Origin of the sequence: Wolbachia endosymbiont (group B) of Protocalliphora azurea, from assembly GCF_947251865.1 — a bacterium.
In the GTDB taxonomy this organism is placed as follows: Bacteria; Pseudomonadota; Alphaproteobacteria; order Rickettsiales; family Anaplasmataceae; genus Wolbachia.
This window is the reverse complement of record NZ_OX366394.1, coordinates 411,752-425,031: the sequence shown is the minus strand read 5'-3', so window position 1 is coordinate 425,031 and position 13,280 is coordinate 411,752. Positions and strand designations below refer to the sequence as shown.

Sequence of the window (13,280 nt, the reverse complement as noted above, 5' to 3'; positions counted from 1 at the left end):
AGTACAATAGCGCTTAAGACTACTATGAACTCCCCTGATATGCAAGGGCTTTATCTTTTATCAGAAAATTTGTTATGCCCACCTAGGGTTATATTAAATGTGTAGGTCTTCATGGCCTGATTGTTATAAGTAAATGTTGCTATCAGAAGGCTTGCAAGTCCACTCTCAATAAGATTACCAAGAAGAAGATCATCACAGTTATCGCAATTATGATCAGCAAAAAACATTTGTGTTGTGAATTCTGGAAAATCTGGATGTTGGACCAAAAAGTTGATGTGTGGAGCCCTATCACCAATTTTACCTGGTACTATTGTAATAAAATTATAATAGCCAAGGTTATTTACTACAAATCTTCCTGATCCAGCAAAATTTGGATCAAGCTCCACATTTTCATCATAATAGCTCATGCCAAGTGAGTCTGCGTGCCATATAGAAACCACAGCATTTTGTATCGGCAAGCAATTTACATCAGTAACTCTACCCACTACATTTATTAATTCTCCTGCTGCATTATTTGGAGAGCCAGGTTTTCTTCTTAAATTATTTGAAGAGTTAAAGCTTTTTGGCCTTGTTTCAAGATCATAAATCCCTGGAGTTTCAATACAATTAAGCAAAATAGGATCAGCCGCAAATAATGACAAATCGAATATAAGTTGTACTAAAAACGCTAATAAGATATTTTTTACATTCATTTTGTTTATAGTGCTTTTATCAGAATTATAGCAACCTTTTTCTTTTATTAAAGACAAGACTTTCTTTGAAGCCTCATTAGAATCACAACTATCCTTTCAATGTATGAGTTTTAGGTTTTAGTACTGCATACACAACTGCACGGACTTCCAATTTAGAAATTGCAAATCAATCCAAACACGCAAGTTTAATGTTACCGCCACATGCTGTAGTGTTTACACTTACAACCTTTTCTATAGAAAAACGTTGCAGATAATTAGGACCACCAGCTTTTGGTCCGGTACCTGACAGTCCTCTACCGCCAAATGGTTGTGTTCCAACTGCTGCACCTATTTGATTGCGATTGATGTATACATTTCCAACTGATATTTTCTTGCTTATTAAAGCGATCTGACTTTGTACACGGCTTTGCAAAGAAAACGTAAGTCCATATCCTGTATTGTTTATATCACTTATAACTTCATTTAACTGCGACTTATTAAAACGTATGATATGTAAAATAGGCCCAAACACTTCTTGCTTTAATTGCGAAATTTTTTGTATCTCATAAATGTACGGAGGAAAGAAATAACCATTATAAGAATTTGTATCCATTGGTACCTTGAACAAAAGGTTTGAATCTTCATCCCTTGATATTTTTTCCGTATGTTTAGTGAGCATATCAATAGATGCTTTGTCAATTATTGGACCAATATCTGTGCTCAGTTGTATTGGGTCACCTATCTTTAGTTCTTGAGCTGCATTGCATATCATTTTTACCTGTTTTTCTGCTATATCTTCTTGAATAAATAGCACTCTGAGAGCAGAACAACGTTGACCGCCACTGCGAAATGCAGAAATTAAAACATCCTTAGTTACCTGCTCTAAAAGAGCAGAACTATCAACAATCATAGCATTTAATCCACCAGTCTCAGCGATAAGTGGCACAATAGGACCATCTCTACTAGCAAGCATTCGATTAATTATTTGAGCAGTTTGTGTTGAACCAGTAAAAGCTACACCGGAAATTCTATTATCTGGTACTAATGTTTTACCTAAATACCAACCATCCCCTGGAATAAGGTGTAGCACATTTTTTGGTATTCCAGCTTCGTGTAGTATCTTAACGGCTTCATAGGCAATAATCGGCGTTTGCTCTGCCGGTTTTGCCAGCACTGCATTACCTGCTGCAAGTGCAGCTGAAACCTGTCCAATGAAGATAGCGAGTGGAAAATTCCACGGTGATATGCATAAGAAAACTCCTCTGCCTTCAAAAAAGATGAAGTTATCTTCACCTGTTGGACCTGGCAATTTTTTCCAGTCATTCAGTTCATTTTTTGCTATCATTGCATAATAGCGCAAAAAGTCGATTGCCTCTCTTACTTCTGCTATTGCATCGGATAAAATTTTTCCTGCTTCTACAATCAGAATATAAATTAACTCTTTCATCCTTTCCTCAAACAAATCTGCAGCTTTTTCAAGGCATTTAGCGCGCTCTTCTGCTGAAACATTCTGCCACTTAGTAAAAGCACTATGTGCTATTTCAAGAGCATTTAAAGCATGAGCACTTGTTGCACTTGACACTTCCCCAATTACATTTTCCAAATGTGCAGGATTCACTACTTCGGTAAATTCCGCACTGTCAAGAAACGACTCTCCATCAATTATTGGGCCAACCTGCCATTTCTTTTCACTAAATTCCCTTACATCATTTGCAAATTGTGAAACTGCAATTGAATCGCTAATATCCATTCCCAAGGAGTTTTTTCTTTCCTCTCCAAAAATATCTCGTGGCAACGGAATGCTTGGATGAGGCTCATATTCTAAGCTTTTTACTTTTTCTAATGGATCTGAGACTAATTCTTCAATTTTAACGTCAGAATCATTTACTTGATTGACAAACGAGCTATTAGCTCCATTTTCAAGAAGACGCCTAATAAGGTATGGCAATAAATCACTATGTTTACCAACTGGTGCATATATACGACAATTGATGCTTGTTGCAAGTTCTGAAATTGCATAATCATACAAACTTTTACCCATTCCATGTAAGCGCTGAAACTCAAACCCAGGATGATTTTTATCGGCAAGCTCTATTATAGTAGCAAAAGTATAAGCATTATGAGTTCCAAAACATGGATAAAAGTGATTCTCTTTGCTTAAAAGTTTCTGCGCACAGGCAAGGTAGCATACATCTGTGTGGCTTTTTCTAGTAAACACCGGATAACCAATTAACCCTAATTCTTGTGTGCGCTTGATTTCCGAGTCCCAATATGCTCCTTTCACAAGTCTCACCATAACCTTATGCTTTGATCGAATGGCAACATCTTCAACAAAATCAAGAACAGACAAAGCACGTTTTTGATACGCTTGCACAGCTAGACCAAGCCCTTCCCACTCAGAAAGTGACTCATCAAGACGCAACTGTTCAAATAACACGAGCGACATCTCAAGCCTTTCTGATTCTTCTGCATCTATACACAATGAAATATTATACTTTTTTGCTTCATGACAAAGTTCCAGTACTTTAGTTCTCAGTTCTTCAGCCATATTATCAAATTGGCTAAATTCATAACGTGAGTGCAGCGAAGACAATTTGATTGAAACCCCCTGAGATTTAAAGCAATCATTTATGTCAGCAGATTCACCTATGGCTTTTATTGCATGCATGTATAAATTAAAATACTCTTCCGCATCCTCAACTGTGCAAGCAGATTCACCAAGCATATCAAAAGAGCATAAATACTTACTGTAGTCATCTGATTTCACACTTTCCAATGCTTTTTCTATAGTTTCTCCAACAATAAAATGCTTGCCAAGAATGGATATTGCTTGTTTTACCGCTTTGCGAATTATTGGCTCTCCTAAATTTTTCAATAACCTGGAAATTATGTTATAGAATTTTGAATCCTCTTCATTGTTTCTTAATATACTGCTTCCTATAATTAAACTCCATGTAGAAGCATTAACAAACAATGAAGAGGAACGCCCCAAGTGTTTATTCCATTCTTGGTTGGCAATTTTATCTTTGATCAATTCATCTATTGTGTAATCGTCTGGTATTCTAAGTAATGATTCAGCAAGACACATTAGTGCTACTCCTTCATCATTAGAAAGTGAGTACTGTTGTATAAAAGAATCTATAATGCCTAATTTACTACCTCTAATCTTTTCGACAATTTGTTTTGCAATATTGTAAATTCTGTTTTTCGAATCAACCGAAAGTTCTACTTTTTCTACAAGATAACGTACACAGCTTTTTTCATCAGTACGATAAAATCCTTGTAAACGTTTTCTGAGTTCATTAGGTTCTTGTATAGAGCTAATCATAATTATCTATAAAACACCTTTACTATATGTAAGGTAAAATTATATCATAACTTCGCATAGAACAAATCATTATTTAAAAGGACCAGGGCTGGAGCTAAAAGAAGTCTAGTACTTACTTTTACTAAGTCGAAAGAAGTATGTAGCTTAACACTCCACCACTCATTAAGTATTTAATCTCAGTTGCGGTTTGTACACAGCATTTGAGTTGTATTGATTGCTTTGAATTATCCTGTCTTTTAATGATACATTCTAGATTTCCATTTGATACTATTTCACCTTTTATGCTTATTATCTCACTACCATCAAATATCTTTCTGGTTATTCCATTTTGGAATATAAGTGGAAGAACACCCATGCCGACCAAGTTGGACCTATGTATGCGTTCAAAACTTTCTGCAATCACAGCTTTAATTCCCAGTAATGCAGTACCCTTTGCTGCCCAATCCCTACTTGAACCTGTACCATATTCTTTTCCTGCAATGACAACTAATGGAACAGCTTCTCTTTTATATTGCATTGCTGCATCAAAAATTGACATAGTTTCTTGAGAAGGAATATGTTTTGTATAGCCACCCTCAGCGCTCACCATTTTATTTCTTATTCTGATATTAGCAAAGGTTCCACGCATCATTACGTTGTGGTTACCGCGGCGAGATCCATATGAATTGAAATCTTGCGGTTCAACTCCAAGACCTTTTAAATATATGCCTGCAGGACTATTTGAGGCAATATTTCCAGCAGGGGAAATGTGGTCGGTAGTGACGCTATCGCCAAACATCGCTAGTATTTGCGCATTCTTTATATCAACTATGTTGCTTCCATTGTTCTTAGTCGATAAATTATCAAAATAGGGAGGGTTTTGTATATAAGTGCTTTTCGTGTCCCAATCATAGATTTCACCTTTCTCACACTTTATCTTTTGCCAATGCTCATCACCAGAAAAAACATCCTTATACTTTTGTATGAACATTTCACGCGTCACAACACTTTTAACACAGCTCTCAACTTCATTATTTGTTGGCCATATATCTTTGAGATAGACATCATTTCCATTCTTATCTTTGCATATTGAATCTTTTGTCAAATCAATTTGCACAGTGCCTGCAAGTGCATATGCAACAATAAGTGGCGGAGATGCCAAGTAATTAGCTTTGACTAACGGATGAATTCTTCCTTCAAAGTTACGATTGCCAGACAAAACTGCAGCAACAGTTAAGTTTTTGTTTTTTATATCATCCTCTATATCCTTATTAAGTGGACCAGAATTTCCAATGCAAGTTGTGCAGCCATATCCAACTAGATTAAAACCCAAAGCATTTAGATCTACCTGCAATCCAGACTTTTCTAAATATTCTGTCACAACTTGTGACCCTGGAGCAAGAGAAGTTTTAACCCAAGGCTTTGATTTTAATCCAAGTTTAATTGCATTACGAGCTACAAGACCTGCAGCAATCATCACACTTGGATTTGAGGTGTTAGTGCAGCTTGTTATTGCTGCAATCACTACGCTGCCACTCTGGAGCTGATCGCCATAGATAGGTTCCAACGGAGGTCTGTTTGTCTCATTAATAGGAAAAGATGTAGAAAAAGATTCCGCTACTTCTGAAAGGAAAATCTTATCCTGTGGTCTTTTAGGACCAGCCATCACTGGCTTTACGCTTGATAAATCAAGCTTCAGTGTGTCAAAGAACGCCAATTCTTCATTACTACGCCACAGCCCTTGTTCTTTTGCATAGACTTCAGCTAATTTAACCAACTCTTTTGGCCTTCCGGTTAAGTTTAAATAATCTAGTGTCTTCTGATCAATTGGAAAGAATCCACAAGTTGCACCATACTCTGGAGCCATATTAGCTATGGTTGCTCTATCTGCCAAAGATAAACAATCTAAGCCATCACCATAAAATTCCACAAATCTGCCAACAACGCCTTTTGTTCTCAGGATATTAGTAATCGTTAGCACTAGATCAGTTGCTGTTACTCCCTCTGAAAGTCTTCCTATTAATTTAAATCCTACTACTTCTGGAATTACCATACTAATTGGTTGACCAAGCATCACAGACTCAGCTTCTATTCCACCAACACCCCAACCAAGAACCGATAAACCATTTACCATAGTAGTGTGACTATCTGTACCGACTAAGGTATCTGGATATAGAACTCCGCTATCGTTACATACAACTTGCGCTAAATATTCAAGATTCACTTGGTGGCAAATTCCAGTACCTGGTGGCACTACTCTAAAATTTGTGAAGGATGACTCTCCCCATTTTAAGAATTGATACCTCTCCAAATTTCTTTTTACTTCCAGTGCAACGTTTTTACCAAATGCAGAAGTGCTTCCGTAACTATCTACTTGAACAGAGTGATCGATCACAAGATCAACAGGTACAGATGGATTTATTTTGCTGGGGTTACCTCCGTTTTTCTTCACATAATTACGCATTGAAGCTAAGTCAACGACAGCAGGAACTCCTGTGAAATCCTGCATCAAAACCCTTGCTGGCTTGTAGCTAATTTCGTGATTAATGTGTTTCTTGACGCAATTTGCTAATATCTTTATGTCATCTAATTTAACGCTTACTCCATCTTCGTTGCGCAATAAATTTTCAAGCAATACCTTGAGTGAACAAGGCAATTTTGTTAAATTTACTCCTAAAAATTTACCAGCGTTACTTAGGTTAAAGTAGTTATATAACCTTCCATCAATATTTAAAGTCGTCTTTGCATTTAAAGAATTGTTCATCCTGTATTAGTTAAAATTGGAATTACTAGCGCTACTTTTTTGTTGTTGACTTTGCTGCTGATACATAGTTTCAAAATCTATAGGATCTAGCATAAGTGGAGGAAACCCACCACTACTTGTAGTTCTTGCAATTATTTCTCTTGCAAAAGGGAAAAGAAAAGTAGGTCCACCAATAAATAAAGCTTGTCTCACCTCTTCCTCACTTAGCTCTGTAAAATTTTCTATTGAAAAAATACCGCAATACTTTACCTCGCAAATGAAAGCTATATCATCTTTTACATCTTCATCTTTTACCGTTGCTTTGGCTTCTATATGCAAAGTAATTTCATGAAAAGGCTTTTCTTCACTTATTCCTTTTTTATTTTCTGTTCCTTCTAATTTTGCTGAATTAATATTAACCATTACATTAATATCAGGAGCTTTACTAGAAGGAAGGAATGGCGAATTTGGATTCTCAAACGAAAAATCTTTGACATACTGACCATGAATTTTCATTTTGTGTTGTGACATTTCTTACGTCTCCTTTAATTAAGTTGAGATGTTTAATACTTTCTTATATAATATATTCATTTACAAATGAATAGTAAACCTAACTATAGGTTAATATGAAAAACATATTTTTATCAATAATTAATAATATTTAGATACTTTATATATCAAGGAGTTAAGTTACCATGATAGAGCTTGTAATATATGCTTTACTAGCGGCGTTTATTTTTTCACGCTTATATAATTCTTTAGGAAGATCAGCCAGTCTCAACCTAAAAAAGCTAACAGGTGTATTGGATGTAAGTCAAAGTAAAGAAGATGTGGTAGAAAATATCGAAGATTATATTTATAGCAACGACAAAAGTTCAATAGAAACTACTTATGAACAAATATTACAAAAAAACAAAGAGTTTTCTATTTCCAATTTTATAGAAGGTTCAAGCATAGCTTTTGAATTAATAATAAAATATTTTAACCAAGGAAATTTACCTCAATTAAAATCCCTTCTGGACAAAGACTTATATAACAGTTTTGTGGATAAGATTAAACATCGTAAAGAGACACATGAGTCCATAATTGTTTCTATCGTTTCACAAAAGATCTTAGAAATAAAGTTAGTAAAAAACGTAATATTTATTGCAGTATATTTCCTTTCAGAGCAAATTAACTTCGTTAAGAATAACGAAGGAAACATCACATCAGGTAGCATGTCTACTATTAACAAAGTTGAAGATGTATGGCAATTCAAAAAAAATATTAATTCATCAGATCTAACTTGGTTACTTGTTTCTATTAACTATAAGAAGGCAAGTACTGATAAAAATTTAACAACAAATGACAACTGATGAAAAGTAGGCTACGAGAAATAGTACTTGATACTGAAACTACAGGTCTTGATACTAAATCTGGACATCGAATTATTGAGATAGGATGTGTAGAACTAATTAATCGTATTCCAACAGGTAAAACATTTCATCGATATCTCAATCCAGAAAGAGATATACCTTACCACTCATTTAAGATTCATGGTATTAGTGAGGAATTTTTGGAAGATAAACCACTATTCTCAGATGTTGCACTTGAATTTCTTGACTTCATATCCAATGACATTTTGGTGATTCATAATGCTGAATTCGATGTTAAGTTCCTTAATATGGAGTTAGGCAAGTTAAATGCTGGGTTAATTTCCTCAGATAGAGTGCTAGATACATTACCACTTGCAAGAAAAAAGTTTGTAGGATCACCTGCTTCTTTAAATGCATTATGCAAGCGTTTTGATATATCGCTAGAAGGTAGAGAGTTACACGGAGCATTAGTTGATGCTCAATTGCTTGCAAAGGTCTATGTTGAGCTTACAGGAGGATTGCAAACCTTTTTATTTAATAATGAATGTGCTCAGGACAATAACTCTACGTTTATTCAACATAAAGTGCGTAATTTAGCTCGCAGAGAACATTCACCAAGTATTAAAGAAATTGATGAGCATAAGAAATTGTTAGATAAAATTAACAACCCACTTTGGAAGGAATATATTGAATCAATCAACTAATCAATATATGATTTAACTTTATTGGAAACGCTTTAATGATAAAGTTTATAAGGTTATTGTCTAGTTTGCTAATAACAGTAGCAGCTATCTTCTTAGGTTATTGTTATTTTACTAAGCAAGGCATATTTGTTTCACAAAATACAGAAATTAAAATAGGTGGGGATTTTTCTTTGATTAACCAAAACGGGCAAATAGTACGCAGTAGTGATTTCAAAGATAAGTATATGATGATTTTTTTTGGATTTTCCTCATGTAAAAGAATTTGCCCTATGAACCTTGGAATAATTTCAGAAACACTTGCAAAGTTAGACGAGAAAACTGACAACAAGCTACAAACATTTTTTATCACAGTTGATCCTGAGCGCGATAATACAGAAAGGCTTAAAGAATTTCAGCAGCAATTTGACCATAGAATACAAATGCTCACTGGTGAAAGACAAAAAATAGATGAAGTAGTTGCAAAGTATAAAGTATATGCAAGTAAAGTAGATGGAGAAGAGGAAATTAACCATTCTTCAATGATATACCTTATTAGCCCTGAAGGAAAATATGTCACACACTTTGTAGCTGATTTAAATTCAGATGAAAGTCAATCTGATAAGATTCTGGCTGAGATAAAAAAATATGTAAGCTGAACTAAAGAGCTTAGCTTACTTTAAATTTATGCTAACAGCTATTTTGATTAAACTAAGTCGTTTTTTTAATTTTTTCTAGGATCAACTCAGCAGCTTTTTGTTCAGCAATTTTCTTACTAGGAGCGCATGCAGAAACTTTGTCATAACTCTCTATGCAAACTGATATAGTAAATTCAGGATTGTGTGCTGGTCCAGTTTGTTTTACAAGCTCATACTTCGGTAAAGGTAATTTATTTCTCTGAGTCCATTCTTGCAGTGAAGTTTTAGGATCTTGAGGAGGATCGAGGATGTCCTTAGCTAGCTTTTCCCAATGTCGGATAATAAATTTCTCAACACTCTCAAGTCCGCCGTCAATATAAATTGCACCTATTAGTGCTTCAAGCGAATTTTCTAAATTTTTTAAGTTACATTTTCCTCCGTTACAACGTTCACTATTATTCATGATAATAAAGTTACCTAACTCTATTTCTTTAGCAACATTAGCAATGGTACTGCCACAAACTAAATCCGTTTTTCTTTTTGCCAATGCTCCTTCTTTTTCTTCAGGAAACATTTTAAACAGCATAACAGACACAACCATATTCAAAACACTATCGCCCAAAAACTCTAGCCTTTCGTAGCTTACAACCTGGTCTTCGCTATTTCTCTTATTTACGCTTGGGTGGGTTAATGCCTCTTCTAATATTGCATAATCTGTAAATTTATAATTAATAACTTTAGATATTGTATCGTTCAAAACTCTCATATTAATCATTCAATAGAAAAGCACTCTCTATCATACCTCTACACTAAAAAGTTAGCTCTACTTTACTAAAACAATATCAATAACTTCCAAAATTAATGTATACAACCCACTGCTTCAGTAATGTTACTAAATCCATCTCTTTTTACCAATTCTGCAAGCTCCAGATTGATTTTGTTCACAACTTGATGCCCCTGGTATACAAGAGCAGTGTACAGTTGTACTAAAGAGGCTCCTGCCTTTATTTTTTCATATGCATCAACACCACTTGAAATTCCTCCGCATCCTATCAATAGAATTCTGCTTTTAGTAAGCTTGTACATGTCACTCAATAACTCGGTTGAAAGTTGAAATAATGGCCTGCCGCTCAACCCACCACTCTCATTATAGTAAGAATCTCGACTTATCGTAGTGTTGCTTACTATTAAGCCGTCAATTTTATATTCTAGTGTAAGCTCAGCGATATTTTCTTTTGTTTGCTGATCTATATCTGGAGAAATTTTTAATATTATCGGTATGGATTCAGAGCTATCGATTGATTTCCGGGTTAGAGTGATAGATTTCAACAATTTGGATAATTCTTGTTTATTGTGCAAATCGCGCAAGTTAGGTGTGTTTGGAGATGAGATGTTCAGTACTATATAATTGCTCTTTCCATATACTATCTTTATTAAGTCAACATAATCGCTGATTTGGTCCTTTGATGTACTGTTTCTTCCTATATTTATACCAAAAATACAATTACCAAGTTTAGTTTCACTTATCTGTTTAAGAAAATAGTCTACTCCTTTATTATTAAATCCCAATCTATTAATTATTCCTTCATCTTTAATTAATCGAAAAATTCTCGGTTTTTTGTTTCCATATTGGGGATGTTTAGTTACAGTACCAGCCTCAATAAATCCAAAACCAAATGAGAGCATCGGCTTTACAACTTCCGCATTTTTATCAAAACCTGCAGCAAGACCTACAGGACTCCTAATTTTATTACCAAAAAAGTTTACATTTAAAGACTTAGGTAGTTCTATAGGTTTCCTACAGGGCATCTTTTTTAACGCCGTTATTACCAAGGAGTGAGCGATTTCAGGCGGCAGTAAAAACAATAAATTACGTAATATCATTTTGTAAAACACTTTGCTTATTTTTAGTTTATTTTTTACCATGCAACAAGAATAACTTAGAAAGCTTGAGGTTTATCAAAATAGTAAGTATATAGTTTCTATGGGTAGTAAAAACTAATTTTTCTGAAGGGAAACCAGAACTTGATCAGTATTTTCATCTACTAATTCGAGGTAGCCAAATTTGTTAATTTGAGATTTTATTAGTATAGGAATCTTATTTCGATTTAAATAAAATCCCTGTTTTGATTGTTTATTAATCCGCAACCTTACATCCCCATTTTTCCAAGCAAGCATCTTATTTATTCCAGATTTTTCTTTACAATTATCTTCATTTACAAATCCTAAGTATTCATCTTCTGAAGAAGATATTGCAATCTCGCATATTCTATACCCTACCCAATTCCCTAGATATGGATCAGTATCGTCTTTTTCGTGAAGCTTGAACTCTCCTTTGACATATTCCCATGGAGCTTTTGCATCACCTACCTTTTTTAGAAAGAGTACGTCCTGATCAAAGTTTATAATGGTCCTTGTATGAAATGTTGTTAAGCTTGTGTCCCATAATAGTTTTTCTGTGATGCTAAAATGCTCTTTATCCTTTTGCATATTTTGAAATGATACGATTATCACATCTGCTCCAACTTCTCTTCCATAGTTAACATATTGACTAGCACGCCCATGTTTGGCTGTGAATGATGACTTACCTATTAACAGAAAGTCATTAAATAACGCATTATATATAGTCTGTGCACTGTAAGCTGTACCGACGTAAACCGGCTGTTTGTTGGATGAAGGGTACTTTTCTGGTGCAAGATGAGTATACGAGCTCTTTAATAAATAGTGAAAAGTGCAACTGGTAAGCAAGAAGGGCAAACCAATCAATAATAAAACTTCTGTTAATCTCTTTGGCATTTTACTGCTTATATTTTGAATATAGTATCTTATTTTTTTAAATATTTCATTAAAAGCCACACTTCTTGTTAAAATTTGAGAAGAAAAAACGATCTAATTGGAGTAAGAGGCCGGGACCGGAATTGAACCGGTATAAAAGGATTTGCAGTCCTCCGCATAAGCCATTCTGCCACCCAGCCGTTTTTTATGCGTAGATATTAATTATATCTTTTAGCATAGATAAAGCATCCTCTTTTTTTCTTTGAAAAGTGTTGCGCCCGATAATTGAACCATTACCACCACCTTGCTTAATTTCTTTTGCCTCATTGTATATATCATCCACTGACTTTGACTCACCACCAGAGAAAACTACTATTCTTTTTCCTGCAAAGCAAGACTTTTTAATATATTCAATTCTTTTAGATAATGATTCAATATTTTCTATTTTTTCTCTTTCCAGATGATTGGTTGGAAGTTTTACTTTTATTATGTTGGCACCGAGCAAAGCCGCTATATGCGCAGCATAGGCAATCACATCAACTGCTGTTTCACCTTCTTTGGAAACCCCTTCACCACGTGGATAAGACCATAGCACTACAACAAGGCCACAAGATTTAGCCTCAGCTATAATTTTGCGAGCTTCTTCCATCATATCAAAACACTTAGCAGAACCAGGATATATAGTAAACCCAACAGCCATGCAGCCCAAACGCAGCGCATCTTTTACAGAGGCAGTTATTGCTTGATCTGAAGTTAAGCTTTTTGAGTGCAAAGAGTTAGCGCTATTAAGCTTCAAAATAAGTGGTAGCATTCCAGCATAAGTTGAAGCACCAGCTTCGATCATACCAAGCGGAGCAGCGTATGCACTTACTCCTGAATCAACTGCAAGCTGAAAATGATAATGTGGATCGTAAGCATCAGGGTTAACTTCAAAACTTTTTATTGGTCCGTGCTCAAATCCCTGGTCTACAGGGAGAATTACTAACTTGCCAGTTCCACCAAGTTTCCCATGCATAAGAATGCGAGTAAGATTCGCTTTTACTCCAGGGTTTTCACTTTCGTAGTAACTTAGGATTTGTTTTACTTCTTCACTCATTAATATCTTCAAATT

General features: G+C 34.9%; 11 protein-coding genes and 1 tRNA gene. 3 read left to right on the top strand and 9 right to left on the bottom strand.

Annotated features, from left to right (window positions below; genetic code table 11):
• Nucleotides 1–50: 50 nt before the first annotated feature.
• The 4 genes from OPR35_RS01935 to secB form a co-directional block, all read right to left on the bottom strand.
• The gene (locus tag OPR35_RS01935; RefSeq protein ID WP_265024953.1) at nucleotides 51–692 is read right to left on the bottom strand and encodes a protocatechuate 3,4-dioxygenase; all 642 of its coding nucleotides are present in this window, start codon (nucleotides 690–692) and stop codon (nucleotides 51–53) included.
• 166 nt (nucleotides 693–858) lie between these two features.
• Complete coding sequence (putA, locus tag OPR35_RS01930; protein ID WP_265024952.1) at nucleotides 859–3,999, bottom strand: bifunctional proline dehydrogenase/L-glutamate gamma-semialdehyde dehydrogenase PutA; 3,141 nt, start codon at nucleotides 3,997–3,999, stop codon at nucleotides 859–861.
• A gap of 121 nt (nucleotides 4,000–4,120) precedes the next feature.
• Nucleotides 4,121–6,742 carry an aconitate hydratase AcnA gene (gene acnA / locus OPR35_RS01925; RefSeq protein ID WP_052264762.1) on the bottom strand — a complete coding sequence of 874 codons (2,622 nt, stop codon included), beginning with the start codon at nucleotides 6,740–6,742 and terminating at the stop codon, nucleotides 4,121–4,123.
• A 6-nt stretch (nucleotides 6,743–6,748) separates the two neighbouring features.
• Nucleotides 6,749–7,252 (bottom strand): protein-export chaperone SecB, encoded by a 504-nt coding sequence (gene secB / locus OPR35_RS01920; RefSeq protein ID WP_007302467.1) that lies wholly within the window; start codon nucleotides 7,250–7,252, stop codon nucleotides 6,749–6,751.
• A 164-nt stretch (nucleotides 7,253–7,416) separates the two neighbouring features.
• On the opposite strand from secB, the gene OPR35_RS01915 reads away from it, so the two are divergent.
• The 3 genes from OPR35_RS01915 to OPR35_RS01905 are packed head-to-tail and all read left to right on the top strand — an operon-like array spanning nucleotide 7,417 to nucleotide 9,415.
• Nucleotides 7,417–8,076: a Tim44/TimA family putative adaptor protein gene (locus OPR35_RS01915; protein ID WP_007302466.1), complete on the top strand. Its 660-nt coding sequence runs from the start codon at nucleotides 7,417–7,419 to the stop codon at nucleotides 8,074–8,076.
• A complete protein-coding gene (gene dnaQ / locus OPR35_RS01910; protein ID WP_007302465.1) occupies nucleotides 8,076–8,780 on the top strand; it encodes a DNA polymerase III subunit epsilon in 705 nt (234 codons plus the stop codon). Before OPR35_RS01915 ends, dnaQ begins: the two co-directional genes overlap by 1 nt.
• A 35-nt stretch (nucleotides 8,781–8,815) precedes the next feature.
• The gene (locus OPR35_RS01905; RefSeq protein WP_007302464.1) at nucleotides 8,816–9,415 is read left to right on the top strand and encodes an SCO family protein; all 600 of its coding nucleotides are present in this window, start codon (nucleotides 8,816–8,818) and stop codon (nucleotides 9,413–9,415) included.
• Between the two features lie 52 nt (nucleotides 9,416–9,467).
• Here the strand turns inward: OPR35_RS01905 and rnc are convergent, their stop codons facing one another.
• From rnc to OPR35_RS01880, 5 genes are all read right to left on the bottom strand, one after another.
• Entirely contained in the window at nucleotides 9,468–10,160 is a 693-nt protein-coding gene (gene rnc / locus OPR35_RS01900) for a ribonuclease III (RefSeq protein WP_012481989.1), read from the bottom strand.
• Nucleotides 10,161–10,252: 92 nt separating this feature from the next.
• The gene (locus OPR35_RS01895; protein WP_007302462.1) at nucleotides 10,253–11,320 is read right to left on the bottom strand and encodes a quinone-dependent dihydroorotate dehydrogenase; all 1,068 of its coding nucleotides are present in this window, start codon (nucleotides 11,318–11,320) and stop codon (nucleotides 10,253–10,255) included.
• A gap of 72 nt (nucleotides 11,321–11,392) precedes the next feature.
• Nucleotides 11,393–12,190: a hypothetical protein gene (locus OPR35_RS01890; RefSeq protein WP_052264760.1), complete on the bottom strand. Its 798-nt coding sequence runs from the start codon at nucleotides 12,188–12,190 to the stop codon at nucleotides 11,393–11,395.
• Nucleotides 12,191–12,297: 107 nt separating this feature from the next.
• Nucleotides 12,298–12,369, bottom strand: a tRNA-Cys gene (locus tag OPR35_RS01885).
• Nucleotides 12,370–12,374: 5 nt separating this feature from the next.
• Nucleotides 12,375–13,265 carry a class I fructose-bisphosphate aldolase gene (locus tag OPR35_RS01880; protein ID WP_007302460.1) on the bottom strand — a complete coding sequence of 297 codons (891 nt, stop codon included), beginning with the start codon at nucleotides 13,263–13,265 and terminating at the stop codon, nucleotides 12,375–12,377.
• Nucleotides 13,266–13,280 lie beyond the last annotated feature (15 nt).

Excerpts from the sequence above, each read along its gene's own strand:
- OPR35_RS01935 (WP_265024953.1), bottom strand. The coding sequence starts at position 692 with ATGAATGTAAAAAATATCTTATTAGCGTTTTTAGTACAACTTATATTC.
- putA (WP_265024952.1), bottom strand. The coding sequence starts at position 3,999 with ATGATTAGCTCTATACAAGAACCTAATGAACTCAGAAAACGTTTACAA.
- acnA (WP_052264762.1), bottom strand. The coding sequence starts at position 6,742 with ATGAACAATTCTTTAAATGCAAAGACGACTTTAAATATTGATGGAAGG.
- secB (WP_007302467.1), bottom strand. The coding sequence starts at position 7,252 with ATGTCACAACACAAAATGAAAATTCATGGTCAGTATGTCAAAGATTTT.
- OPR35_RS01915 (WP_007302466.1), top strand. The coding sequence starts at position 7,417 with ATGATAGAGCTTGTAATATATGCTTTACTAGCGGCGTTTATTTTTTCA.
- dnaQ (WP_007302465.1), top strand. The coding sequence starts at position 8,076 with ATGAAAAGTAGGCTACGAGAAATAGTACTTGATACTGAAACTACAGGT.
- OPR35_RS01905 (WP_007302464.1), top strand. The coding sequence starts at position 8,816 with ATGATAAAGTTTATAAGGTTATTGTCTAGTTTGCTAATAACAGTAGCA.
- rnc (WP_012481989.1), bottom strand. The coding sequence starts at position 10,160 with ATGAGAGTTTTGAACGATACAATATCTAAAGTTATTAATTATAAATTT.
- OPR35_RS01895 (WP_007302462.1), bottom strand. The coding sequence starts at position 11,320 with ATGGTAAAAAATAAACTAAAAATAAGCAAAGTGTTTTACAAAATGATA.
- OPR35_RS01890 (WP_052264760.1), bottom strand. The coding sequence starts at position 12,190 with ATGCCAAAGAGATTAACAGAAGTTTTATTATTGATTGGTTTGCCCTTC.
- OPR35_RS01880 (WP_007302460.1), bottom strand. The coding sequence starts at position 13,265 with ATGAGTGAAGAAGTAAAACAAATCCTAAGTTACTACGAAAGTGAAAAC.